We start from the raw sequence: 24,200 nt of genomic DNA, 5'->3' as shown, positions 1-24,200 counted from the left end.
AACCGTATTCCAGATTCTAGGACGCCGGGCCGACTCGCTTCGGATGGGGCTCTACACCAACTTTCTCGACACTACCGCACCGCGGCGCCGCGCTTTGTCTGAGTGCCACCGGGCCGCATGCGTTCTCCTCCAACAAAAACACGCCGCTCGGGAGCGGCGCATTCATTCGAATCCATATTTGAGTGTATCAGCGAACCCAAAAGGTTGCGCAACGAATGGGCAAATTAAGGATGCGAGCGGAAGCATCCATGCGATAAGCGGATACGAAGCATCTTTGTTGCACAACAAACTCACAGTCGCACGGGGAAATTATGACTACCCCGTGCGTCGCGAGGAAAACATACGGCAGGAGCAGGCTCGCCACCTAAATCGCGCGACGGGCCTCGATGGCGCGGCCAAGCGTAAGCTCGTCGGCATACTCCAAGTCGCCGCCCACGGGAAGGCCGCTTGCCAGACGCGACACCTCGACGCCCAACGGCTTGATGGTACGGGCCAGATAGCTCGCCGTGGTCTCGCCCTCGATGTTGGGGTTGGTGGCGATGATGACCTCATGGATATCCTCGTGGCCCAGACGCGCCAGCAGCTCGCGGATGTGCAGCTGCTCAGGGCCAATCTTGTCCATGGGACTGATCACGCCGCCCAATACGTGGTAGAGGCCGTGGTAGCTGCCCGTGCGCTCAATCGCCTGGACGTCGCGCGGCTCGCCCACCACGCAAATGCGAGTGGTATCGCGCATCGGGTCCTGGCAGATGGAGCACTCGTCGGCCGTGGCGTAGTTAAAGCAGCGGCTGCAAAAGTGGACCTCCTGCTTGACCTCCAGGATGGCCTCGGCCAGGCGGCGGGCCTCCTCGGCATCGGCCTCGAGCAGGTAATAGGCGATGCGCTGGGCCGACTTGGGACCAATGCCCGGCAGACGGCCCAGCTCATCGAGCAGTTTTTGCAGACTGTGATTCGCACTCATTTATATGTGTGTCTTAGAACGGCATGCCCGGGATGTTGAGGCCGCCGGTGATGGCGCCCATCTGCTTGTTGGCGAGCTCGTTGACGCCGCGGACGGCCTCGTTGACGGCAGCCATGATCATGTCCTGCAGCATATCGACGTCCTCGGGATCGAGCGCATCGGGATCGATGGTGAGGTTGACGAGCTCCATCTCGCCGTTAACGGTCACCTTGACCATGCCGCCGCCGGCAGAGGCGTCGACGGTCTGGGACTTGAGGTTCTCCTGCGCGGCGGCAAGCTGCTCCTGCATCTTGCGAGCCTGCTTCATCATCTGCTGCATGTTCATACCGGCCATGATGGCTCCTTTACGTGCGGCCGCACGCCGAGCTGCAAGGGCAGCCGGAGCACGGCGGGACTTTCAAACTCAAAAATCGTACCACGGCGCGCGGCGAGAGAGCGGGGCGGACGTGTTACCTCAGTCGATATACATGTCCTCCAATACAAACCGCACTCAAAGATTATGCAAGGTCGAATTATGCAAGGTTGCATAATATCGCACACTCAATCTAGTAGAGCCGAATCCGGCATTTCATGTGCGCCACTAAATAGCTAAATGCCGAACCGCTGCTCGAGGCGGCGCACATGGCGGCAGGGTATAATTTGATTGCCATAGATAGTAATTTGGAGGTGCCCCATGAATGCCCCCAACGCGCTCCAAAACATCCGCTCAAAACACCCCGTTGCATATGTGGTTCTCTATCTCTTTGTCGGCTGGGCATTGCTGGTTGTCATCACCCATGCCATAGCTTTTGGAGCAGAACTGCTGATAGCCAGCTCGGACCAGCCCGTCGTCAAATGGGAGACGACCGATGAGTGCACCGACGGAACCCGAACCGTCTACTACAACAGCCCGTCCCTCTATCAAGAGTTCAAGGTCAAGATAAAGGACTTCAAGATTGTCGATGCCGAGCTAGGCGTTTATTTGGCAATCGGAGCAACCATTAACGCCGAGCAAGTCGAGTACACGGACAGCCATGCGACGTATCGTATCGACCTCAGCATCCTAGGCCGACCGTCACGCACCTGTCTGCTCAAATGCGACATACGCGGCACCACACTACACATGTCCGAAATACAGATGCGCCCGGACAAGGGGTCCTCTTCTTGAGCAGTATACCCGCCTGCGCAGCTACTCCACCGGCTTGAAGATGGTGGCCTGGCCAAAGACGCTGCGGATGAGGGCCTTGGCCTCGTCCTCGGTCTGCGGGATGCTCGGGGCTGCGCCCTGATGGCCGAAGGGGCTGCCAGCACCGGGATTGGATTCCCAGGGAGCGGCGGGGACGTCGTCGTTTGCAGAGGCTGCGGGTGCCACAGCAGCGGCCTTGGTCGCGGACGCCGCACCCGGCACGTCGAACGGGGGCAGATCGTCCCCGCCGGCATCGGCAGCAAAACCACCGACCATAGCATCGTCGTAGGGCACCTGCTCGGATTCCCATGGCGCAGCCTGCGCAGGCGGCTGAGCCATGGGGACGGACGCGCGCTCGGGCGCTCGGGGCGCGGGCTCGGTCGGGAGCTTGCCCGTGGCAGGAGCACCGGCAGGGTTGTCGGAGCGCAGCCAAGGGGCCTTGGCCAGGTCGGATGACTTGGGCGCAGGCGCGGCAGCGGACTTGGGCGCGGGGATCGGAGCAGCCGGTTTGGGCGCAGCGGGTTCAGGCGCCGACGGGGTCGGTGCCGCTACCGGCGCCGCTTTTGGCTGCGTCGCGCTGGCGCTCGAGGATGCAGGGGGCACCGAGGACACGGGTTGCGGGTCCGCAGATACCGCAGCCCGTGCAGATGGAGAATGCTCCTCATGTTGAGGAGCCGGCGTGCCACCCCCATCCAGGACATAGTCGACGGTACGACGACCGAAGACCGCGCAGACCGTCGGCAGGACCACCGACTGCGTATCGGCGCGACCGAGCATCTTGATGGCAAAAGTCGAACCCGCGGGGAACGAGACCGTGAGCTTGGAGCCGTCGTCGGCCGTGGCGCGGGCGTTGAGCAAAAGCCCTGCGTAGGAGGCCTGACGAGCCTTGACGCGCTCGACGACCTCGGCCCATTTGCGCTGGAGCTCGCCGGCGTCCTCAACCGCGGGGGTCTCGGCAGCACCGGCGGCGGCAACCTGGGCGGCGTTGTTGGGCTTGGACACCGACACGGTCGATGCAGCAGGCGCGGAAGCCGGAGCCGCAACGGGCTGAGGTGCAGGCGTTACAGGTCTGGGCGCCGGCGCAGGAGCCGCGGACTTGGTCGCAGGCTGGGCAGCCGGAACAGCAGCGCCGCGGTCCCAAGGCATACCGCCCTGGCGCGCGGACGTAGCAGCGGGGGAAGCGGATGCCGCCGGAGCGGCAGCACGAGCGCCCGAAATGAGCGTCGGCTGTTGGGCAGCAGCGGGTACGGATGCTGCAGGCGCGGCGGCCTGAGCAGCAGCCACGCTCGCCGGCACGGCGCCGTTGGCAATCATGGCCTCCAGGCGTGCCACGCGCTCGGCCAATGCCTCAATCGTTAAATCGGCCTCGGGACGCGCCAGACGCGTGCAGGCAATCTCGAGCACCAGGCGCACGTCGCTCGCGCCCCTCATCTCCAGTGCGGCATCGTCGAGCACCGTCAGCACGCGGGCCAGGCGGTCGGCAGGATGCTCGCCAAAGGCAGCGGCCTCGGCAGCAAGCGCCTCGGCCTGCTCGGAGCCGCCCTCAAACAGCTCGGCACGGGCACCGGCAACGCAGGCAACGTACACGTCGCGCACATGCGCCACCAGGTCGCGCGTCAGCTCCAGCAGGTCATTGCCCTCCTCGACCTGCGCACGGATCAGTCCATAGAGCTCGGCAACATCGCGATCGGCAATGGCGCGGGAAAACTCGCCCAGAATCTGGTCCGAAACCTCGCCCAAAAGCGAGCGGGCGTCGTCCGCATGCACAGAACCGTTGCCAAAGACGCTCAGCTGCTCCAGCGTGGAAAGCGCGTCGCGCATACCGCCCTTGGCATGGCGCGCCACAATGGCGAGTGCCTCGTCGTCGTAATCGAAGCTCTCCTGCTCGCACACGTAAGACAGGCGATGCTCGATATCCTCGTTGCCGATGCGGTGGAAATCGAAGCGCTGGCAGCGCGAGAGGATGGTCTCCAGAATCTTTTGCGGGTCGGTAGTGCACAGCACAAAGATCACGTGCGCCGGCGGCTCCTCGAGCGTCTTGAGCAGCGCGTTGAACGCCGCCGTCGTGAGCATGTGGACCTCGTCGATGATATAGATCTTGTACTTGCCGCGCACCGGGGCAAAGTTGACGGAGTTGATGATCTCCTCGCGCACGTTGTCCACGCCGGTACGGCTTGCAGCATCGAGCTCGTAGACATCCGGGTGGTTGCCCTCGGCGATGAGCTCGCACTCCTCGCAAGTGCCGTCGGGCATGCAGCCGCTTGCACCCTCGGCGCGCGCCGCCTCGGCATTGCGGCACAGCAGCGCCTTGGCCAGAATGCGCGCCATGGTGGTCTTGCCCGTGCCGCGCGGTCCGCAGAACAGGTAGGCGTGGGACAGGCGCCCCTCGGTGATGGCGTGCTCGAGCGTCGAGACGATATGTTGCTGGCCCACCACGGAGTCGAAGGTGAGCGGGCGATACTTTCGGTACAACGATTCCATGGGTGCTCCCCCGGGTATACTGAGTCTTGTTGCCGCGGCGGCCATGCGGTCGCACGGCATACTGCATTCCATAATACCCGTACGGCGAGCCCGCCGCGATAGGAGTCCAAAGAGCATGGCAGACGCAGAGAGCAACCTCGTTCCCTCCGAAGCAGCCGACCAGGTCGAGGTCGCGCTCGAGGAGCAGGCCGCAGCCGACGACGGCATCCTGTACCTCAACGAGTACCAGTACGAAAACGACTTGGTCACCGACTTCGCCCGTCTGGTCGCCTCGCCCAGGCGTCGCGGCTCGCTGTATGTCGCCGCGGCAATTGCCGCGCTCATCGGCATCGGCATGCTGCTGGCCGGCGGCAACTGGATCAAGTTTGGCGTCGTGCTGATCGTATTCGGCGCCTTTTTGGCCTGGTGGAGCAAGAACCTGCACCACACGCTCGCCCGCGACTTTATCGACGCCGTCGAGGCCGACGAGTCCATGGGTGGCCGCTATCGCCGCGTCGCCGCCAACGAGGACGGCCTGATGGTTTGGGGCAAGAGCGGCAAGTCGCAGTTCTTCCCGTTTGACAAGCTCGACCACGTACTCGACGGCGAGCGCATCTTTGTGGCCATGTTCGCCGACCAGGGCGTGACGATCCCCAAGGAAACCTTTATTCGCGGCGATGCCGAGCAGTTTGGCACCTTCCTTAAGGCGCGCATCAACAAAAAACTCCGCATCGAGACCAAGCGCAAGAAGATGAAGGCAGAAAAGGCCGCTGCCGAAGCCAAACAGGGCAACAAGCCCCAGGAGACCAAGCGCAAGCAGAAGAAGAAAAAGAAAAAGCGCTAAGGCCAAGCCAGGCAGGCAGCCTCGCATCCCGCTATCCTCCCCATGCACCCGAGCGTGCTACACTAGCAGCATCTATGCCACCGCGAACGGCTCGGCTCCGCGCCCGCCACTCGCAAACGAACTTTAAACGCACAAGGGTTGGCCATGCCGCTTTTCTCGCAACATACCGCCCGGTTCTCGCCGGACGTTCCTTTGGAGGGCACCAGCTCTCGCGAGCTGCTCAAGCGGTACCAGCCGCTCGAGACACTTGCGACCGGCGGTTTTGGCTCCATCGAGATCTGCCGCGACACGCACCTGCGCCGCCGCGTCGCCATTAAACGCATCCCCCTTATCAACGGTGCCGGCATGCCCGCCAGCGACATCATGGATGTCCTGCGCGAGGCGCACACCGCCGCTATGCTTCAACATCCCAACATCGTGCAGGTCATCGACTTTACGCACGACACAGCCTATGCCTACCTGGTTATGGAATATGTCGATGGCATGTCGCTGGCCGAGTTTTTGCACCGCGCGGACGGCCACTCACTTACCTTTGACGAGGCCGCGGCCATTGCCGATGCCCTGGGCCAGGCGCTCACCTTCGCCCACAGTAATGGCGTACTCCACCTGGACATTAAGCCCGCCAACGCGCTCATCGACCACTCGGGCAATGTAAAGCTCACCGACTTTGGCATGGCGCGACTGTCGTCTGCCGGTGGCTTTGGCGGCTCACGCGGCGGCACCATCGGCTACATGCCGCCCGAGCAGCTCGATATCGAGACCGGCACGGTCGACGAGCGCGCCGATGTCTTTGCCCTCGCCTGTGTGATCTACGAGGGCCTGTGCGGCAGCGCTCCCTTTATGGCGGCCACACCCGCCGACTCGCTCGGCCGCATCATCGGCGGCGCCACCTATCCCAGCGAGCTGATACCACACTTTCCCCCGGGAGCCGAGGCCGCGCTCATGAGCGCGCTCTCCCCCATGCCGCAGGACCGCCCCAACAGCATCGAGGCATTTTGCGACCAGCTCCTTGCCGGTCTGGGCAGCGTGCGCGAAGGCCGTCGCAGCCTGGAGCAAATGGTTGGCGAACTTTCGGATGACGAACAGGAGCTCGACGATATCGAGCCGTCGCACTACGAGGACGACGCCATCGAGGTCGACCCCGCACTCGGCTGGGCGGGCACGCGCTGGAGCCATGCGCGCGACTACACCATGCGCACTATCTCGGCGCTAACGTGCGGCACCTTTAGCTTTTTGCTGATGCAAACGGCCGGGGTCGCGGCGCTTCCCGGCCTGGTCATTGCGGCCATCGCGATCGGAGCGGCGGCTGGCCTGGCCCCCCAGATTGGCTCGGCCATCTCGGCTGTGGGCTTTTTGGTGCTCCTGGCCAACGCCACCATGCAGGCGCAGGGCATCCTGTCGATGTTGCCCGTCGCGGTGATCTTTGCCGCCGCCATGTCCGGTTGGTGGATCGCCTGGGGTCGCACCGAGACTGCCGCGAGCGCCACGCTCACCTGTGCACTCGCGCTTGGCTGTCTGACCGGCAATACCTTCCTGGCAGCTGGGGTCGCCGCCGGCGTCGCGTCATTTTGGCTCGGCCCGGCAAGCGCCGCCGCGGCAACGGGCATGGGCGCGCTTTTTGCCCGTCTGGCCACGGTCGCGCTTTCAGCCGGAGGCGTGCTGGGGCTCGGTAACGTTGCCGCAGCGCTGGGAGACCCGCTCCTTTGGGCTGCCTTTGTGCTGGGCGCGGCAACTGCCGCAGCGTCATCCGCGCTGCTCAATGCCCATGCCAAGCGTGCCGATCAGGGCTCAAACCTTGCCGCAATCGCCGCCATCGCTGTCACCGGCATCGGCTGCGCAGCGGCGTCCTGTCTTGCACACCATATGGAAATTGCCAGCCTTGCAGCCGCGGTCATCGCCAAGGCGGCGGTTGCGGGAATCCTATCCTCTATAATCGTTGGGATATGCCTATATTTGCTCGGATACCAAAGAACCTATACGGAGAGTGATCTTTCGTGAACTTCCTGAACATCTTCGAGGACCACGTGGCCGGCATCTTCGGTGCCACCCGTGCCCCGTTCTCCTTTAAGAAGCTTGCCAAGCAGGCCGCTCGCGACATGGAGGATCAGACTCTGGTGATCAACGGCGTCAACACGGCGCCGGCACTCTATACCATCCTTATCGCCGCCGACGACGATCCCATGCTCGCCCCGTTCTACCCCGAGCTTTCACGCGAGGTCCGCGAGTTTGTGAAGGCGCAGGCCGAAAAGCGCCGCTATGTCTTTGTCGGCGAGCCCCTCGTGCGCTTTATGATCGATCCGCAGCTGCGCGCCGGCAAGTTCTCGGTCTTTGCCGAGAACGTCGATGCCCCCACGCTCGGCCGCCTGTACGAAGAAGAGCGCGCCTATCAAAACGGCCTGGGCCAGAACAACTCCGCGGCAAGCCGTGCCGCCAGCGCCCCGCGCGCCGGCCAGCAGCAGTTTGCTGCCCCGCAGCAGCAGCGCCCCGCCGCCATGCCCCAGCAGCAGCCGACGCCTCGCGCCGCCGCTCCCGACCCGCTTGCCGTGGCAGACCCCTTCGCGCCTAGCGTCCCCGACCCCGCCGCCGCACCCATCCCGGTGCCGCAGACCGTCTCGCGCGACGCGCTTGCCGGCATGGGCGGAGCCGCCGCGACCGGTGCCGCCGTGGGCCTAGGCGCCGCAGCCGGCATCGCCTCCAACATGGCGAGCACTCGCGCCCCGCAGCGCCCGCTCGCCCAGCTCGTCGACGTCGTGAGCGGCGAGAGCCATAGCATCACCTCCGCACAGGTGACCATCGGTCGCGAGCGCTCAGTTTCCGACATTGCCCTGCGCGACCCCAACGTGTCGCGCCGCCACGCCCAGCTCACCTTTACGGGCTCGGATTGGTCGATCGAGGACCTCAATTCCACCAACGGCACGCTCGTCAACAACCGCCGCATTACGCGCTGCCCGCTGCGCAACGGCGATCTGCTGACGTTTGGCCTGAGCACCTTTGAATTTAGGGGATAGTCGCTTATGAACATCGATATCGTCCTTTTTGCAGGCCGCATCGTCCTGGTCGCCCTGCTCTATATCTTCCTGTTCGCCGTCATGAAGACCGGCGTGGGACTTGTGCGCGGGCAGCGCCGCGACTCGGCTATCTGGACGATTGATGTGGACAAGGGTCCGCGCGGTATCCGCGGCATCCACGTAGACATGCTCGGCCCCGTCATCGTCGGTCGCTCGCCATCTTCGGACATCTGCATCAACGAACCGTTCGTCTCGGCCTCGCATGCGCGCTTTTCGCTGCAGGGCCCGGCGCTCATCATCGAGGACCTCAACTCGCTTAACGGCACGCTCGTCAACGGCCGCCAGCTCGTGGAGCCCGCGACGCTGCGTGAGGGCGACGAAGTCCAGATTGGCGACGTGGTCATGAAGGTGAACCGTCGATGATCGACGAGGAGAACAAGTCCGCAACCATGACCGAGGCACCGGCTGCCGCCGTAGCTGCACCGGCCCACGCCGCTCCGGCGGACTCCACACCCGTGGAGCCCGAGGACACCGTGTTCTCCCTGCCTCTTTCGCATGTAACGCATGATATTTCGGATCTCGCCGATAACGAGGGCGAAGAGGATGCCGCAGCAGCGCCCATCGGCGCACATGCTGCGGAACAGCCCACAGCGCCCGAAGCAACCCCGGCGCCGGCTCACTTTGCAGAACCCGTCGCCGCCGCAATCAACGAGAGCGCTGCGGTGTTTGCGGCACCCGAGCCCGCCGCGCCGGCGTTTCCCATAGCCCCGGCATCCGAGGTTGCGCCCGCGTCTACGCCGGCGCCCGAGGCGGGGACATCCCCCGAGGACCGCCCTGCACCCAAGACCCCGCAGCCTGCGCCCGCAAGCGAGTCCGATGCCGTGGCCGAGCCCGCCGCCCAGTCGCAAAACACGCCCGCGCCGTCGCACTTTGCGACGCCCGATCCTATAGACGTCAGCCCGCAAGATGACGAGTCGACCGCCCGCGTTTCCGAGGAGCCCGACTCCCCGGACACCGGTGATTCTGAATCAAACGCCGAGACCGACACCGTCTCTCCCGGTGACACAGCAGAGATCGACGTTGCCGCCGTTGAGGCCAAGCTCAAAGACCCCGGCTCGACCATGAGCTTTGAGCCCCTGACCGAGGAGCGCATCGAGACCGACTCGACCTATGATGCCGGCACCACCACGCAACTCATGTGGGGCGCCCGCTCCGACGTTGGCTGCGTGCGTCCGCACAATGAGGATTCCTACCTGGTGCAGTCGCCGCTCTTTTGCGTATGCGACGGCATGGGTGGTCACGCTGCCGGCGAGGTAGCCTCTTCCATCGCCGTCGAGACTATTGCCAAGACGGCCCCACAGTCCGCCGACGCAGCACGCCTGGCCGCAGCCGTCGAGGCAGCCAACGCCGCCGTAATCGAGGCGGCCCTGAACGGCCTGGGCAAGCCCGGCATGGGCTGCACAGCCACCTGCGCCTACATCGAAAACGACACGCTCGCCATCGCCCACGTGGGCGACTCTCGCGCCTATCTGCTCCACGAGGGCACGCTCATCCGCGTGACCCGCGACCACTCCTACGTGGAGGAGCTCGTGGACGCCGGCGAGATCACGGCAGACGAGGCTCGCGTCCACCCCAACCGTTCGGTCATCACCCGCGCACTGGGCTCGGACCCCGCCATGTATGCCGACCACTTCACTCTGCATATCGAGGAAGGCGACCGCCTGATCCTGTGCTCTGACGGCCTCTCGAGCATGATTCCCGATAGCGATATCGAGAACATCGCCACGCAGTCCTCAACCGCGCAAATCTGCGTCGACAACCTAGTGGACGCGGCGCTTGCCGCCGGCGGCCACGACAACGTGACCGTAGTAGTCGTTGACCTGGTTGACGATGGCGTCATGCGCGAGGCGCAACGCGTGCGTCGCCGCAACGTTACTATCGCCGCCATCCTGGCCCTCGTCTTTGTGCTGGCAGCTGGCATCTGGGCCTACACGGGTGTCACCGGCTCGTACTACCTGGGTACCTACCAGGGCAATGTCGCCGTCTGGCGCGGCCTGCCCGGCAAGCCACTCGGACTCAAGCTCCACTGGCTCGAAAGCGAAACCAGCATCAAGCTGTCCGACCTGCCCGAAGACACGCAAAACCGCCTCAAGGCGGGCATTCCGCAAACAAGTGCCGACGATGCGCAGGACACGATATCCAAGTACCGCCACCAGATCGACGAGGAGCAGACCCGCCAGGTGATCGACGCGCAAACGATTCGCGACAACACCAATCAGGGATCGACCTCCGAATCAGATTCCGAGAAAACCGCCGAACAGTCCGCCGAGGCCGAAGCCTCCGAAAAGAACTAGAAAGGGAGTGCCGCTTATGAGTCGCCGCAACACCGAACTGCTCTTGCTCATCGCCTCGGCGTTCCCCGTCATCCTGCTGTATGCGATGTACGTGCTCACCTCGGGCGCCGCCATCTCCTTTGAGACGCTCGCCGTGCCGATCGGCCTCTTTGCCGCCTTCGCCGCGGCACATATCGCCGTGCGCATCTTGGCGCCCGGCGCCGACCCCGCCATCCTACCCATCGTATTTATACTTTCGGGCATCGGCATCACGTTCGTGACGCGTCTCGCCCCCGCTCTCGCCATCTCACAGCTCATCATCCTGTTTGTCTCGGTGGCCCTGATGGTGGGAACGCTCGCACTGGTCAAAAACCTCGACGTGGTCATGCGCTACAAGTACACCTTTGGCATCATCGGCATCATCCTGCTGATGCTGCCTATCTTTATCGGCACCACGATCTCGGGCTCCAAGCTGTGGATTCGCATCGCGGGCTTTACCATCCAGCCCGGCGAGTTCGCCAAGGTCTTTATCGTGCTGTTCCTGGCCGGGTACCTGGCCGAGAACCGCGAGCTGCTCTCCATCTCCAACCGCAAGATCTTGGGCTTTAAGATCCCTCGCCTGCGACTGCTACTGCCGTTGTTTGCCGTGTGGGGTGTGTGCCTGCTCGTCGTCGTCTTCGAACGCGACCTGGGTTCGGCCGTGCTGTTCTACACCATCTTCTTGCTGATGCTCTACGTTGCCACGGGGCGCTTTTCGTATGTCGTTATCGGCCTTGCGCTCTTAGCCGTTGGAGCCGTGGGCGCCTACAAGTTCCTGTCGCACGTTCAGGTGCGTTTCCAGGTTTGGGTCGATCCGTTTAAGGACGCCCAGGGTCAGGGCTACCAGATCGTCCAGTCGCTCTTCTCGCTTGCCGATGGCGGTCTGGTCGGTGTTGGCATCGGCAACGGCATGGCCAACAACATCCCTGTCGTCGAGTCCGACTTTATCTTCTCGGCTATCGGCGAGGAGATGGGCCTTTTGGGCGGCGGCGCCGTGCTCATCCTGTTTATGCTCTTTGCCGTGCGTGGCCTCACCACGGCTGCCCGCGCTAAATCCGACCTCGCCGCCTTTAGTGCCACAGGCCTTACGGCCGCCATCAGCTTCCAGGCCTTCTTGATCGTTGGCGGCGTAACCCGCCTGATCCCGCTGACCGGCGTCACCCTGCCCTTTATGAGCCAGGGCGGCTCCTCTCTGCTGGCGAGCTTTATCATCGTCGCGCTCCTGCTGCGCGCCGGTGACGAGGCGACCGGACGCGAGGCCGAGCTTACCGGCACCGGCACCATGGCCGCCATCACCGATGATCAGGTCGCATCTGCCGCCGCCCCGACGGGCACGCGCTTTGCCACCTCGTCTTCCTACGGCAGCGGCAGCCATTCCGTCGGCTCGCGCATGCGCCGTCGCCTGCTCGACACGCCTGAATCCGGTGTGCTCGGCCGCGTTGCTCTTGCCAACCGTCTAACCCGCGCGGTGCTCGCCTTTACGGCGCTGTTCGCCATCCTTATCGGCAACCTCACCTATGTCCAGGTCATTAAGGCCAAGGACTATCAGGACATGCCGACCAACAACCACACCATCGCCCGCTCCAAGTACATCCAGCGCGGCTCCATCATCACGTCCGACGGCGTGACGCTGGCCGAGTCGCTGCAGCAGGAGGACGGCACCTACGTACGCTCCTACCCCAACGGTAACCTGGCAGCTCACGTGGTTGGCTACGTGAGCCAGCAGTATGGCACCACCGCCATCGAGAGCGTCATGAACGACACGCTCACCGGTTCTAAGGACTACTCCAGCTGGAACAATGCCATCGCGTCGCTCGCGGGCCAGACCCAGCCGGGCAACACCGCCAAGCTCACCATCGACTCGCGTATCCAGACGGCGGCCGAGCAGGCACTCAAGGGCTTTAAGGGCGCTGTAGTGGTCATCGACCCGCGTACCGGCGCGGTGCTCGCATGTGCCAGCTCGCCCACCTACGACAACACCAACATCGATGCCCTGCTGCAGACGGGCGGCGGCGAGGACGGCTCCATGTACAATCGCGCCATGGATGCGCTGTACACGCCGGGCTCCACGTTTAAGGTCGTTACGCTTTCCGCGGCACTCGAGACCGGTACCGCCAGCCTGACCAGCACCTACCAGGCGCCCGGCTCCATGGATATCGGCAACGCACCGGTCACCAACTATGCCAACGAGAGCTACGGCACCATCAGCCTGCAGCAGGCCTTTGCCGTGTCCTCCAACGTCGTCTTTGGCCAGGTGGCAAACGAAGTTGGCGCAAACACGCTCGTGCAGTTTGCCAACGCCTTTGGCTACGGCCAAAAGCTCGGCCAGGACCTGACCTCCGCGGCCTCCATCATGGCCGACCCGTCGCTCATGACCGAGTGGGAGACCGCCTGGGCCGGCGCCGGCCAGCCTGTCGGCATGGACCACACGCCCGGCCCGCAGACCACCGTCATGCAAAACGCCGTGATTGCCGCCGCCATCGCTAACAGCGGCGTGGTCATGGACCCGTACTTTGTAGCCCAGGTACTCGCCCCGGACGGAACCGTGGTCAAGACCACGCAGTCCCGCTCGCTTGGTCAGGCCGTCAGCTCCGCCACGGCCGACCAGGTCAAGCAGGCCATGCTTGCCGTCGTCCAGTCCGGCACCGGCACCGATGCCCAAATCCCCGGCGTCAAGGTCGCCGGCAAGACCGGCTCGGCCGAGACCGGCGGCACCAACGTCAACTCGATGTTCGTTGGCTTTGCACCTTACGATTCACCCACGGTCGCCATCTCGGTGGCCTTGGAGGATTTCGACAAGCATGACGTCAAGGCCGCCAAGATCGCCGGTATCGTCCTGACCGCGGCGCTTGCCGCACAGGGAGCGTGATGCCCATGATCGAATCGGACACCCGAGGCGCGCCGCGGCCTAAGGGTTAGCGGCAACGCGCCACACGGCCCCAGCGGCCACATCATAGGTACTACACACATCGTTGAGCGAATAGTTATGTTAGGAGCAGGAATGGAACAGAGGGTCCTCGGGGGAAGATACCTCCTCAAGGATAAGGTAGGAACAGGCGGCATGGCGACCGTCTACCGTGCACAGGACCAGGTTCTCGACCGCACGGTAGCCGTCAAGATCATGCTGCCGCAGTATGCTGGCGACGCAACCTTCGCCGCACGCTTTAAGCAGGAGGCCCAGGCAGCAGCCGGTCTCTCCTCCCCCTATATCGTGGGCGTCTACGATTGGGGCAAGGACGGCGACACCTATTACATCGTCATGGAGTACCTGCGCGGCACCGACCTTAAGAGCGGCATCAAGAGCCACGGCGCCCTCGACCCCAAGAAGGTCGCCCAGATCGGCTCGCAGATCAGCTCTGCGCTTTCGGTCGCCCACAAGCACGAGATCATCCACCGCGACATTAAGCCGCAGAACATCATGGTGCTGCCCGACGGCAACATCAAGGTGATGGACTTTGGCATCGCGCGCGCCAAGAACAGCCACCTCACGCAAGACAACAACGTGCTGGGAACCGCCCACTACGTCAGCCCCGAGCAGACCCGCGGTCAGGACCTCGGCCCCACCTCGGATATCTACTCGCTGGGCGTCGTGATGTACGAGTGCGCCACCGGCCGCGTCCCCTTTGACGGTGACGACGCTATCTCGGTCGCACTCAAGCAGGTCAACGAGCTGCCTATTCCGCCGAGCCAGATCAACTCCGGTGTCGACGCCGACCTTGAGCGCATCATCCTCAAGTGCATGGAGAAGGACCCGGCAAACCGCTTCCAGACCGCCGACGAGCTGCGTCAGGTGCTCAACAGCTACCTGTCGGGCCGTGCCGTCAACGTCTCGGAGCCCACGCGCATCATCGGTGCCCCCAGTGAGCTGGGTGCCACCAAGACTCGCGAGCTTTCCGATCAGACGCGCGCCATGGTGCGTCCCGTCTCGGGCGTGAGCGGCCAAAATACCGCCCGTAGCTCGGTTTCGGGCTCCACCGGCTCCTACGAGGTCGAAAAGCCCAAATCCAACAAGAACAAGATCATCGCCGCCGTGGTGGCAGCCGTTGCCGTCATCGGCATCGTGGTGGCCTTTGCCACAGGACTCTTTGGCGGCGAGCAGGTCACCGTGCCCGATGTGCTGGGCAAGGACCAGCAGACTGCCGTCGAGCTGATCAAGGAAGCTGGCCTCGAGGTCGGCACCATCGACCAAAGCTACAACGACGATGTCGACGAGGGCAAGGTCGCCGAGCAGACGCCCAACGGCAACACCAAGAAGACCAAGGGCACCAAGGTGAACCTGGTAATCTCCAAGGGCCCCAAGCCCTCCGAAAAGGTTGAGGTTCCCAAACTTGTCGGCCTAACCAAGGACCAAGCAGAAGCCGCACTGGCAAGCGTTGGCCTGAAGGGCAACGCCTCCGAGGAGGCCAACGAGGCTGATGAGGGCCAGGTCTTTGAGCAGGGCACCGAAGCCGGTAAGGAAATCGCGAAGGGCACGACCATCTCGTACAAGGTCTCGAGCGGCCCGGATACCACGTCCGTCCCCGACCTGACCGACATGACCGAGGCCCAGGCGCGCAACGCCCTCGATATGGCAGGCTTTGGCGTCGACGTGAGCTACCAGGAGAACGACTCGGTTACCGAGGGCACCGTGATCAGCTGGAACCCCAGCGGCAAGCAGAAGCCCGGCGCCACGATTACCGTCGTCATTGCCAAGAAGTCCGGCAAGGCCACCGTCCCGGGCAACCTGTACGGCAAGAGTATTTCCGCCGCCGTTACCGCGCTCAACAACGCCGGTTTCTATAACATCGGCTTCTGTGACCAGAACGGCAATCCCGTGAGCGGTAACGAGGATGCCACCGTTACGGGCGTCTCCCCCACCGGCAAGCAGTCCACCGACAGCACGATCACGCTGACGGTCGCACTTTCTGGTTCGGGCTCGGGCTCGGGCACGAGCACGGGCGACGATTCCGGTACGACCAACTAGTCGCCACCCCACCGCTCATCGCGGCTTTCGCCGCAAACATATTCGCTCACAGGCGCCCGCTTGCTCCCCCAGCAAGCGGGCGCCTCGTTTTTGACATGGCATGAACCAGAAGAGCCCGGCACCGTAGCGGTACCGGGCTCGATATTCCTCTGGTGCCCCCGGGCGGATTCGAACCGTCGACACCCGCTTTAGGAGATATGATTTAATGCTACCCCCTACCATTCATCAAGCATCATTGAACATCATATAACCGCAGATAAACATAGCAGTTTGTGTCTTCTGCATCCGGTAGCTGCGCCTACGCTTTTACAAACATATTACTAACAGCTTTAGCTAAACTGCACTCATTGAATTGTTGAAAACTATTCAAAGAAACGGAGTGCAAAGATGTCAGAACAGCCACTCATTAGCGGAAGAGGCACGTGTTGGAAAGACAAGAGATCACCTAACACCTATCGCTATTATTTTTCCCTTGGGGTCAAGGACCCTAAGACAGGGCGTTACAAACGATCCCCAACTTATACGGTTCGTTGCAAGACTAAAACAGAAGCTAAGGCTGCAATGCAGGCCAAGCTGGCTGAAATCAACTCCTCTGGCACGATCACTAAAACTAAAAAGCCCACTTTGCTTGCGTCCTACTGCTGGGCCTTTCATGAAAATAGGGACACCGAGCTTGCGCCAACGAGCTATGAAAGAGAAGCGTACGATTGCAGGCATATCGAAGACCTATTCGGTGCGTTTCAGACAATTGAGGGGCTAACTCCCGATCTAATCGAAGAAACATATGCCGAAGCTCGTCGTACGGGAAAATACAAACCATCAGAGCTTGTACGAATCAATGCGAAACTGCGTCAGATTCTGTCGAATGCAGTCGCAAAGAGAATAATTGACCGAAACCCCTGCGCTACCGTTCATGTTCGCAGACCACGCGACAAAAGAGAATCACTTACAATCGACCAAGTAGCTACCCTATGCACACATCTTCAACACATTGAGCTCACCGCCGAAGCTGTTGGTACGCTAGTACTAGTGTATACGGGTATGCGAAAAGGCGAGATGCTGGGCCTCGAATGGCGCGATTGGGACCCTGCCAATAAAACCTTGAAAATTGACAGGCAGTACACCAACGATCATGAACTGAGGGCACCCAAGTCACAAGAAAGCCAACGCAAAATCCCCGTTGGAGAAACCTTGGCCGAACGTCTTCAATCATGGTCAGCCATACAAAAAGAGCTCCTGGCCTCTCTGGGGCTGTCCCAGACTGGCAGCACTCCCATCATTAGCGATATTGCTGTCGAGCAAGGGGTCCCTACTGTCTGTCACATGAAAAACTACATCTTCAACCATTGGTTTCGCGATTTCGCAGTTAGCTGCAATCTTGGAATCTATGAGCCGAACAATTCGACTGGCGGAAAACTATATAAGGGCATCTGCCCGCATCAGCTCAGGCATTGTGTAAGCACTTTTATGCTGGCGAACGGATCGGACGTTAGAAGCGTGCAAGGTATTCTTGGCCACGCGGACCCCAATATCACGCTCAAAACGTATACAAGCCTCGTTCAACAATCAGAAATAAAAGCAGTTAAAGGCTACGAAGACTTCATCAACGCCTATATACAGAGAAGCGAGAAATAGCATGTTTTTCATTCATCGTTTTTTTCATAATATTACGGTACTATAATACCGTTTCCGCAGGTAGATGCTTTATTTGATTGACATCTAATGAGTTTTAATACATGCTAAAGCTGTCAGATGACTACGCATGTAGTCATAGAAACCGGCCCCCCAAGTGCTTATGAACCTGGTACGTCTTACAAGCACAGGGAGGGCCTTCATTGAAAGGATAGCTCATCATGGCTACTCCAAAGATTAGCACCCAGGCGTCCACACCGACTTTCCCTACTGGTGCCGCTCAGTGCGATCGGTTGCTCCGCGTTAACGATATCCGCGAAATCACTGGCTGGAGCGAGAACACTGCACGCAAATTCATGCGCGAGTCCGGCAAGCTCATCCAGGTCCATCGCTCTAATTACATGTTTGAAAGCTCATTCTACGAACTTTTCAAACAGCTTGAAGGTCGTACCGCCCACCTTGACTAGGCGGTAAACATGAGCGAGCTTCCGTCGATTTCCGACATATTTAGCGATGATGCTACTGAGCAACGAGAGATTACGGGAAAAATGGATAAGGCTATTTTTATTTCAGTGCCCGAGTGGGCGTGCTGCGTCACCACCGTTGCCGCCGAGCGTCTCATCCTCGGCCTTGTATGGAAGTTTGGAAAACCTTCCAAAAACAAACGGCCCATGGGCTTCTGCGCTAAAAGCAAATGGATTGAGGATCACTACCGCCTGAGTAAGAACACGATATCCCGGGCCTATACCTCTCTGAAGGATAAGGGGTATATTCAAAAAGTTGGTGATGGCAGCTGGATGCTTAATTACGCCGCAATCTACCGCGCCGCGATTGAAAACGCTTGGGAGCCTCCGAAACTTTAAGCCCACAAACCGACTATCGAGGTCGTGAGAGTCGGTCACCGTCAGGATGCCCACAAGAACATGCCGCGGATGTAAAATGAAGCAGGGTCGAACCGAAACAGTTCCCGGACAATTGGCGTCCGGCCAGACACTTCGATTCGACCCTTTCTCATGCCTGCATCTAAAATACTCCCACAATCATTCTCGACATCTTTAACGCCCTCACCTCCTGCCACCAACACGTCGTAGACGCTATTTACAACGAATCGATATGGCCGCCCGTTCTTTAAGGCACGTGTTACCATGAAAACGTGCGGTATTTCTCCAACCGAAAACCTGCGTGAACGCATGACTTGAGACGCCTTTTAGAACTCACCGATCGCAGGGCGAACACAAATCAACAGCGGCCGTGCATTGTTCCCAGCCATATGGCATGGCGGAGCCATGCCCGTTGTTGATTGGAGTGCCGCACCATGGCAGACGAGAAGAAAATCAGGGAGATCTACGGCGTGAAGTCCGTCCTCGATGAGGCCGCCGAGCGGATCGAGGCGACGTGGCGGGAGAAGCTGCTGCGCGAGACGGGCGACCTCAGAACCGAGAACGCGTTGCTCAGGGCCCAGCTCGACGAATTCAACCGCAAGCTCGTCGAGGCGAGAGACCGGAACGAAAGACTTGAGGCCGACTGCAATGAGCGGGTCGCCTTTATCGAGGAGAAGTTCGAACTCGATACCGCGAGCCTCGAGCTCGAGAACAACGAGCTTCATGCCGCGAGCGTCAGATACCTCGCCGATGCCAGGGAGCTCGACAGGCAGGTCGTCCAGCTCCATGCCGAGGCCGTGGCCATGGTCGATGAGATCGAGCGCCTGCGCGGCGAGCGTGACGCCGCGCTGAAAGCCCAAGCCGAGTTGAACGACGCACTCCTGGCCCAGCGCGACCTGATGGCCGAGCTCGCCGCCCTCAAGGACCGCCTTGCCGCCTCCGAGCAGCGGGCGGCCGTGGCCGAGGCTAAGGTCGAGGTCATGACCCAGATGAAGGACGAGTAGCCCCGCGCTTCTCCTGTCAGGCTACTGATTTCTAGGAATCTTCTAGAGCACTTCCAGAAGGTTCCTAGAACCGGGCGTAGCATCTTCGATCGGCACGATGTCTTGGTAGATCAGGCGATGTCTGTCGTCGCGCCATTCGTCGCCGTGATAATGTCCGAAGAACCAGGCTCGGTAGCCGAGCCGCCCGTCGAGCTCGCCAAGGAATCGTTGCAGCCGGTCGCCTCGATACTCGCGCCCGCGCTCGCGGCACAGCTTCTCTGCCAGGACGGCAGGGGCCCCATGCGTCACCACGTAATCGACCCTCCAGCCTACGCGGTCGAGCGAGGAACGGCAGTGGTCCATCTCCTCCTCGCTCGGCATCTCCTCGGGCCACCAGCTCCTCCCCTCCTTGCGATACTGCCTGTCGTTGCTCGCGGCGCCGCCCATGGCAAGGACTGTGAGCCCGTCGATATCGAACACCTCTCCGCGCATCAGGTGCAGCACGTGCGGTCGCGCCTCGTGGACGAGCCCGCCGTTCCACTCCCGCACCGGCAGCCCAGCCAGGGCGTGGTGATTCTCATGGTTGCCGTCTACGAAACACGTGGTCCACGGCTTCGACTCGAACCAGTCGAGCCAGTATTTCTCGGCGTTGGATCCATCCCAGACAAAGCCGAAGTCGCCGGCCACGATCACCGCGTCATCGCGCGTCAGGGTCCGGCCCAGCGGCCAAGACCTGAAGGCGAACCTGCTGGCCCCGTACTCGGCCCTGCCGTGCACGTCTCCTGTCACATAGACAGCCATCAGTACGCACCCCACGGCAGGAGTTTGTCCCCGAGCCTCACGATCCGGTCGTACAGCACGGTATGACGTTCGTCCGGGTTGCCGTCTCGGTGAAAATGGCCGTAATACCAGCGCTTGTAGTCCAGGCGATCCTCGAGCTCGTCAAGGAATTCGGTCAGCCGGTCCACATCAGGGCGCTCCCAGCCTGGGTCCGGGTAGAGCGTCGGCGAGAGCATGCGCGTCGAGCAGGTATGGGTGATGACGCAGTCGACCTTCCAGCCGACTTCGTCGAGCCTTGCCCGTGCGGTATCGAAATCGCGCTCGTCCGGGAGCTCCTGAGGCCACCAGCTGGAATAGGGCACGCGGTATTCCCTGTCCACGCTCGTGGCACCGCCCATGGTGAAGACCGTCGAGCCGTCGAGCTCGAAGACCTCCCCGCGCATGAGGCGGCGGATAGACGAAGTATCCGACAGGCGCTGCGTCAGCCCGCCGTGCCACGGTTCCATGGGGCATTCCTCCCAGTGGTCGAAGCGCTCGTGGTTGCCGTCGACGAAGAGAACCGTGTAGGGGCGCGACTCCATCCAGGCGATATCGGCGCATTCCTCGGCAGAGAAGTCCCACGGAAAGCCAAAGTCGCCGGCGATGATCAGATAGTCGTCGCTGCCAAGGCTATCCCCAAGCTCCCAGTCGCGGAGCTTTTGCATGTCGAGCCCACCGTGGATGTCGCCCGTCACATAGACCGTCATCGGATCGCCTCTTTCCGCTTGTAAGCCGCCAGCTCGCGCTCGACCTGCCTGTCGCCGGTCTCGTTGACCCACCAGGGCCATTTCACCCGGCCGCACGGCTCGTCGACCCCGGCGAACCATTCCCTCAGCCCGTCGAGGCTCACCGGGGAGTGCCCGTTGGCGTCGCAGCCCACGTCGTAGCGCAGGAGCCCCTGCTTGCGGTTGAACTCGTTGTACGCGCCGCCGCTGCTGTGGATGTGCCCGTGGAGGTGCCACGATCCATGGCTCATGCCCTGCCAGTCGGCCATGGGGTAATGGCTCAGGACGATCTTCTGCCCGTCGATCTTGAGCACGCAGATCGGCGGCTCCACGGTGAAGGCGCCCGCGACCGCCGGCTGGGTCCAGTCCTTGTCATGGTTTCCCGGGACGAGGTGGATGCGCTTGCAGGCGATCCGCTTACGCAGCCCGTATGCGTCCTGGGCGGTCATCTTGAATGAGAAATCCCCCAGGATGTAGAGCTCGTCGTCCACGGCGACCCTGCCGTTGATGTTGTCGACGATGGCGTCGTTCATCTGCCAAATCGTCTCCCACGGGCGGTCGGTGAACTTCAGCACGTTCTCATGCCCGAAGTGGGTGTCGCTGGTAAACCAGATCATATTTATGTCTCCTTCTGTCGCTAAAAAACGTTCTCCCTCGAGGTCAGGAGACGTTTTATGAGCGACATGAGGTGCATATTCCTCATGTTTCAAGCTCCAATCTGCCGGATTTGCCCAACTAAAAGTTTACGCCCACGCGCGATCAGGATTTGATTTTTGAAATATGGACGAATTCCTCGTCAGGAGGGTAAAATGGTGCCGACGGCAGCCCAAGTTGTAGAGAGCTGGGCAGAGCCGTTGCTTAATGAAGTTGGGTCATCGTCTTAGCGACGGTGACCTTTCTTTTTGGGCTTCGAGCCCTGCTTGAGTGCCTTGGAAAGGCCGACAAGGGCCGTGAGGAGCGAGACCATAGCGGTCAGGAGCTTCACGAGCTCGGTGAAATCGGTCATGGGCATCACCTCCCATCAAATGGAGGGCTCTGCCCGGCACGAGGGCTGCCGACAGCAAGGACGATTCTATCAGAGCGGCTGACTCCCGCCGATCAATTCATACTCCTCACCCTCGCCGAATTGCGAGCATGAAAGAATCGGCACTGAATAGCAGCGCGCTAGGGCACCGACGATAGGCTTTCCAAAACTAGCGAGGCGTGTTGCCGTGCGAGTAGTCACCGCGATCGACGACGCGATCGTCCATCTGCCGCGATGCGGAGCTTCCGCCATGTGCTTGGCCTGCGGCGCGAACGCGGTCGTCGCCGGCATCGGGAACGGCGCCGGCGTAACGATTGCGAATCTCCCTTGCGTAACCGCGACGCGCAAGAAGCTCATCGCGAACCGCCGGATCTTCGAGCAGATCTTCATCGCACTTCGGGGCAACGAATTTAGGAAACGAATTGTAGGCGACGCCTTTGCTCGCCTTCGCCTGCTCGACCCACGCCGAGTATGCTTTCTTGAGACGCTTGATGTAAATCTCACAACGTTTCTCGTATGGAAGGGCTCGCTCGGCTTCCAACACGTTATTTTCGAAAGCCATCTGCAACGACTTCAACGCGAAGCGCCCGTCGAGACGGGTCAGGTTGAAAGTGCACTTCGGATTGCCGGCCTCTTTGATATCGAGATCTGTCGCATAGACTCGATTGTTCTTGATGAAAATGTCTACGCCCCATGAGGCAAGTAATTTCTTGAACTGCTCCATATTCTTTACGCGACCTTCGTCGATCGCAATATGGATCAGCTCGCGCAGATTGTTTTTATAACTGTACTCACCGCGACCGATAATCTCCTTTTCTGTGTCGCGCGGCTGGCGATCGCGAATCTTCGAATTCTTCTTTCCCTTTTCGAGCTGAGTGAGATTCCAGGCCTCGTCCATTTCACGAACCCATGCAGCGCGTTCGTACTTTCCCTTGCGACCGCCGATGTCGCAACGCTTGCCGGTGTCAAGGTTTGTCCGGTTGATCGCCATGTGCACTGCGTAGCGTTTTCCCGCCTTATCGCTTTCTTCATGCAGCGCGAGAATCACTTGTTGATGCGGATAGTGCTTCGCAAGCCATTGCTCCGCGTAGGCCAAACATGCATCGGGAGTCATCTTGCCCCCGTTGCATGAGCATTCTTCCGGAAGGAACGCGAGGATCTGATGAAGCAGGATTACGTTTTTGGCTCCGGCTCTCGACGGTTTGTCGTGATGGAAAACCTTTCTGGTTCTATCCATTTTCGAAAACCAGCGATCGCTGTATTCGATGTTCCAGCCACCACGCACAAGCGCATCTTTTCCGTTGATGTATTTACGGACGTTCTTCGCATACCGTTCACTCGAAACACTCTTCTGCTTAATGACGGTCATTTTGGTCACCGCCGACGAAATATCGCTTCTCAAACTCGTCGATGAAACGGTCCAGCTTACGCCCAACTTGGTAAACCTTTTCGAGCGTGCGGAAAACAGCTTTCTCGTTGTACGCGGGAAGCCCCTGGGCGTTCACAAAATACATCAGCTGATTGAGGTTTGTTCCTTCCTTCAAAAGTTCGTGATAGATCTTGTCGATCGACGCCCGATCGACATCGATTTTCTCGACATTCCCTTTGAGCAGTACGCGACGTGCATACGCACTGACAGTCATATCGAGGGAATCAGCATTGCTTTCAATTTTCGTTTTTTCTTCCGGTGAGACCCGGACGTGAATGTCATCGGTTCGGAATTTCTGGTCAGCGATTTCTGAAAAACCAAAATCGATATCGAGATCGTCGGCATTGCACAAAGCAAAGCGGATGAGTTCCGCCTCGCTCATCTCATGTCGCTTTGCGATTGCAGTGATGGCTTTCTTCTCTTCATCGGAAAGAGACGCCTTGACGGTGTGTGGACGGAGCCTACTCATGATTCCTCCGGAAAACGAATCAGCGATCGGAGAGGCCTCCGATCAAAACCTGCTATGCGATTCGCTTTCCTTTTAATGAGGAACGGCTGGCGTCGTTCCAAAATGAAGAATCGTCTCCGCGATTCTTCATCGCGAAGTTCCAACTTCACGATAACCTTATCGCCGTAGCAGGCGGTAAGCAAGGTCTGTGGCGTGGTGTTTTTGGGGTCCGAATGGGCCCACAAAAATGCCACCCACAGTCATCTTGCAATCACCGGTACGGCGATTGGGCGGAACGCAGTGTAGACATGGAATGAGAGGCCTCATTCCAAGCGAGATGCCTCGCGTTGTCGAAACGAAAAGTGAAGACCGTGAGCGGAAGCGAACTTTTAACGCGAGGGATGCCGAGTGTTAAGAGTTCGCTGTAGCGAGAGCGAAGCGGTACTGCGAATGCGAGGGATGCCGAGTTTTTGCATTACCGCGCAG

21 protein-coding genes are annotated in these 24,200 nt (G+C 60.7%); 12 read left to right on the top strand and 9 right to left on the bottom strand.

Translation table 11 applies throughout. The features are described 5' to 3' along the window. Positions 1 to 364 precede the first annotated feature (364 nt). A complete protein-coding gene (recR, locus tag I4W07_RS08070; protein WP_006235173.1) occupies positions 365 to 961 on the bottom strand; it encodes a recombination mediator RecR in 597 nt (198 codons plus the stop codon). A 13-nt stretch (positions 962 to 974) separates the two neighbouring features. Beyond that, positions 975 to 1,295, bottom strand: a complete 321-nt coding sequence (locus tag I4W07_RS08065) for a YbaB/EbfC family nucleoid-associated protein (RefSeq protein WP_006235174.1) — start codon at positions 1,293 to 1,295, stop codon at positions 975 to 977. Positions 1,296 to 1,634: 339 nt separating this feature from the next. On the opposite strand from I4W07_RS08065, the gene I4W07_RS08060 reads away from it, so the two are divergent. Beyond that, entirely contained in the window at positions 1,635 to 2,108 is a 474-nt protein-coding gene (locus I4W07_RS08060; protein WP_006235175.1) for a hypothetical protein, read from the top strand. Between the two features lie 21 nt (positions 2,109 to 2,129). Here I4W07_RS08060 and dnaX read toward each other — a convergent pair whose 3' ends face one another. Next, a complete protein-coding gene (gene dnaX / locus I4W07_RS08055) occupies positions 2,130 to 4,607 on the bottom strand; it encodes a DNA polymerase III subunit gamma/tau (protein ID WP_196026283.1) in 2,478 nt (825 codons plus the stop codon). A 115-nt stretch (positions 4,608 to 4,722) separates the two neighbouring features. Between dnaX and I4W07_RS08050 the strand changes: the two genes are divergently transcribed. From I4W07_RS08050 to I4W07_RS08000, 11 genes are all read left to right on the top strand, one after another. After that, positions 4,723 to 5,430 (top strand): hypothetical protein, encoded by a 708-nt coding sequence (locus I4W07_RS08050; protein WP_196026282.1) that lies wholly within the window; start codon positions 4,723 to 4,725, stop codon positions 5,428 to 5,430. A gap of 144 nt (positions 5,431 to 5,574) precedes the next feature. Beyond that, positions 5,575 to 7,428, top strand: a complete 1,854-nt coding sequence (locus I4W07_RS08045; RefSeq protein ID WP_196026281.1) for a serine/threonine-protein kinase — start codon at positions 5,575 to 5,577, stop codon at positions 7,426 to 7,428. Further along, positions 7,425 to 8,438 carry an FhaA domain-containing protein gene (locus I4W07_RS08040; protein WP_035136732.1) on the top strand — a complete coding sequence of 338 codons (1,014 nt, stop codon included), beginning with the start codon at positions 7,425 to 7,427 and terminating at the stop codon, positions 8,436 to 8,438. Before I4W07_RS08045 ends, I4W07_RS08040 begins: the two co-directional genes overlap by 4 nt. A gap of 6 nt (positions 8,439 to 8,444) precedes the next feature. Further along, positions 8,445 to 8,861, top strand: coding sequence for an FHA domain-containing protein (locus I4W07_RS08035; RefSeq protein ID WP_006235180.1), 417 nt, complete (start codon positions 8,445 to 8,447; stop codon positions 8,859 to 8,861). Next, positions 8,858 to 10,792, top strand: coding sequence for a Stp1/IreP family PP2C-type Ser/Thr phosphatase (locus I4W07_RS08030; RefSeq protein WP_196026280.1), 1,935 nt, complete (start codon positions 8,858 to 8,860; stop codon positions 10,790 to 10,792). The genes I4W07_RS08035 and I4W07_RS08030 overlap by 4 nt, the downstream gene beginning before the upstream one ends. Before the next feature lie 16 nt (positions 10,793 to 10,808). Then, positions 10,809 to 13,679 carry an FtsW/RodA/SpoVE family cell cycle protein gene (locus I4W07_RS08025; protein WP_196026279.1) on the top strand — a complete coding sequence of 957 codons (2,871 nt, stop codon included), beginning with the start codon at positions 10,809 to 10,811 and terminating at the stop codon, positions 13,677 to 13,679. 132 nt (positions 13,680 to 13,811) lie between these two features. After that, entirely contained in the window at positions 13,812 to 15,773 is a 1,962-nt protein-coding gene (gene pknB, locus I4W07_RS08020) for a Stk1 family PASTA domain-containing Ser/Thr kinase (protein WP_196026278.1), read from the top strand. A 387-nt stretch (positions 15,774 to 16,160) separates the two neighbouring features. Continuing rightward, positions 16,161 to 17,408: a site-specific integrase gene (locus I4W07_RS08015; RefSeq protein WP_196026277.1), complete on the top strand. Its 1,248-nt coding sequence runs from the start codon at positions 16,161 to 16,163 to the stop codon at positions 17,406 to 17,408. Positions 17,409 to 17,626: 218 nt separating this feature from the next. Next, positions 17,627 to 17,872, top strand: coding sequence for a hypothetical protein (locus I4W07_RS08010; RefSeq protein ID WP_196026276.1), 246 nt, complete (start codon positions 17,627 to 17,629; stop codon positions 17,870 to 17,872). Positions 17,873 to 17,881: 9 nt separating this feature from the next. Further along, positions 17,882 to 18,268 carry a hypothetical protein gene (locus I4W07_RS08005; RefSeq protein WP_161145443.1) on the top strand — a complete coding sequence of 129 codons (387 nt, stop codon included), beginning with the start codon at positions 17,882 to 17,884 and terminating at the stop codon, positions 18,266 to 18,268. Positions 18,269 to 18,720: 452 nt separating this feature from the next. Next, positions 18,721 to 19,290, top strand: coding sequence for a hypothetical protein (locus I4W07_RS08000; protein WP_196026275.1), 570 nt, complete (start codon positions 18,721 to 18,723; stop codon positions 19,288 to 19,290). A 42-nt stretch (positions 19,291 to 19,332) separates the two neighbouring features. Here I4W07_RS08000 and I4W07_RS07995 read toward each other — a convergent pair whose 3' ends face one another. The 6 genes from I4W07_RS07995 to I4W07_RS07975 form a co-directional block, all read right to left on the bottom strand. Continuing rightward, the gene (locus I4W07_RS07995; RefSeq protein WP_196026274.1) at positions 19,333 to 20,070 is read right to left on the bottom strand and encodes a metallophosphoesterase family protein; all 738 of its coding nucleotides are present in this window, start codon (positions 20,068 to 20,070) and stop codon (positions 19,333 to 19,335) included. Then, on the bottom strand, positions 20,070 to 20,795 hold the full coding sequence (locus I4W07_RS07990) for a metallophosphoesterase (protein ID WP_196026273.1): 726 nt from the start codon (positions 20,793 to 20,795) through the stop codon (positions 20,070 to 20,072). Before I4W07_RS07990 ends, I4W07_RS07995 begins: the two co-directional genes overlap by 1 nt. Then, on the bottom strand, positions 20,792 to 21,430 hold the full coding sequence (locus I4W07_RS07985) for a hypothetical protein (protein WP_196026272.1): 639 nt from the start codon (positions 21,428 to 21,430) through the stop codon (positions 20,792 to 20,794). Before I4W07_RS07985 ends, I4W07_RS07990 begins: the two co-directional genes overlap by 4 nt. Positions 21,431 to 21,693: 263 nt before the next feature. Further along, positions 21,694 to 21,819 carry a hypothetical protein gene (locus I4W07_RS09285; protein ID WP_255413117.1) on the bottom strand — a complete coding sequence of 42 codons (126 nt, stop codon included), beginning with the start codon at positions 21,817 to 21,819 and terminating at the stop codon, positions 21,694 to 21,696. Positions 21,820 to 22,006: 187 nt separating this feature from the next. Further along, the gene (locus I4W07_RS07980; RefSeq protein WP_196026271.1) at positions 22,007 to 23,206 is read right to left on the bottom strand and encodes a relaxase/mobilization nuclease domain-containing protein; all 1,200 of its coding nucleotides are present in this window, start codon (positions 23,204 to 23,206) and stop codon (positions 22,007 to 22,009) included. Further along, positions 23,193 to 23,735, bottom strand: a complete 543-nt coding sequence (locus I4W07_RS07975) for a plasmid mobilization protein (RefSeq protein WP_196026270.1) — start codon at positions 23,733 to 23,735, stop codon at positions 23,193 to 23,195. The genes I4W07_RS07980 and I4W07_RS07975 overlap by 14 nt, the downstream gene beginning before the upstream one ends. Positions 23,736 to 24,200 lie beyond the last annotated feature (465 nt).

The sequence above is a fragment of the Collinsella aerofaciens genome (assembly GCF_015670745.1).
GTDB lineage: Bacteria > Actinomycetota > Coriobacteriia > Coriobacteriales > Coriobacteriaceae > Collinsella > Collinsella aerofaciens_T.
Note: the sequence above shows the minus strand (reverse complement) of the source record. Positions and strands in the feature narration are given on the sequence as shown.

Coding starts and splice junctions, on each gene's coding strand:
- I4W07_RS07990 (WP_196026273.1), bottom strand. CDS start 20,795: ATGACGGTCTATGTGACGGGCGACATCCACGGTGGGCTCGACATGCAA.
- I4W07_RS07985 (WP_196026272.1), bottom strand. CDS start 21,430: ATGATCTGGTTTACCAGCGACACCCACTTCGGGCATGAGAACGTGCTG.
- I4W07_RS08025 (WP_196026279.1), top strand. CDS start 10,809: ATGAGTCGCCGCAACACCGAACTGCTCTTGCTCATCGCCTCGGCGTTC.
- recR (WP_006235173.1), bottom strand. CDS start 961: ATGAGTGCGAATCACAGTCTGCAAAAACTGCTCGATGAGCTGGGCCGT.
- I4W07_RS08050 (WP_196026282.1), top strand. CDS start 4,723: ATGGCAGACGCAGAGAGCAACCTCGTTCCCTCCGAAGCAGCCGACCAG.
- pknB (WP_196026278.1), top strand. CDS start 13,812: ATGGAACAGAGGGTCCTCGGGGGAAGATACCTCCTCAAGGATAAGGTA.
- I4W07_RS07980 (WP_196026271.1), bottom strand. CDS start 23,206: ATGACCGTCATTAAGCAGAAGAGTGTTTCGAGTGAACGGTATGCGAAG.
- I4W07_RS07975 (WP_196026270.1), bottom strand. CDS start 23,735: ATGAGTAGGCTCCGTCCACACACCGTCAAGGCGTCTCTTTCCGATGAA.
- I4W07_RS08065 (WP_006235174.1), bottom strand. CDS start 1,295: ATGGCCGGTATGAACATGCAGCAGATGATGAAGCAGGCTCGCAAGATG.
- I4W07_RS08010 (WP_196026276.1), top strand. CDS start 17,627: ATGGCTACTCCAAAGATTAGCACCCAGGCGTCCACACCGACTTTCCCT.
- dnaX (WP_196026283.1), bottom strand. CDS start 4,607: ATGGAATCGTTGTACCGAAAGTATCGCCCGCTCACCTTCGACTCCGTG.
- I4W07_RS08035 (WP_006235180.1), top strand. CDS start 8,445: ATGAACATCGATATCGTCCTTTTTGCAGGCCGCATCGTCCTGGTCGCC.
- I4W07_RS08000 (WP_196026275.1), top strand. CDS start 18,721: ATGGCAGACGAGAAGAAAATCAGGGAGATCTACGGCGTGAAGTCCGTC.
- I4W07_RS08005 (WP_161145443.1), top strand. CDS start 17,882: ATGAGCGAGCTTCCGTCGATTTCCGACATATTTAGCGATGATGCTACT.
- I4W07_RS08030 (WP_196026280.1), top strand. CDS start 8,858: ATGATCGACGAGGAGAACAAGTCCGCAACCATGACCGAGGCACCGGCT.
- I4W07_RS08045 (WP_196026281.1), top strand. CDS start 5,575: ATGCCGCTTTTCTCGCAACATACCGCCCGGTTCTCGCCGGACGTTCCT.
- I4W07_RS07995 (WP_196026274.1), bottom strand. CDS start 20,070: ATGGCTGTCTATGTGACAGGAGACGTGCACGGCAGGGCCGAGTACGGG.
- I4W07_RS09285 (WP_255413117.1), bottom strand. CDS start 21,819: ATGACCGATTTCACCGAGCTCGTGAAGCTCCTGACCGCTATGGTCTCG.
- I4W07_RS08060 (WP_006235175.1), top strand. CDS start 1,635: ATGAATGCCCCCAACGCGCTCCAAAACATCCGCTCAAAACACCCCGTT.
- I4W07_RS08015 (WP_196026277.1), top strand. CDS start 16,161: ATGTCAGAACAGCCACTCATTAGCGGAAGAGGCACGTGTTGGAAAGAC.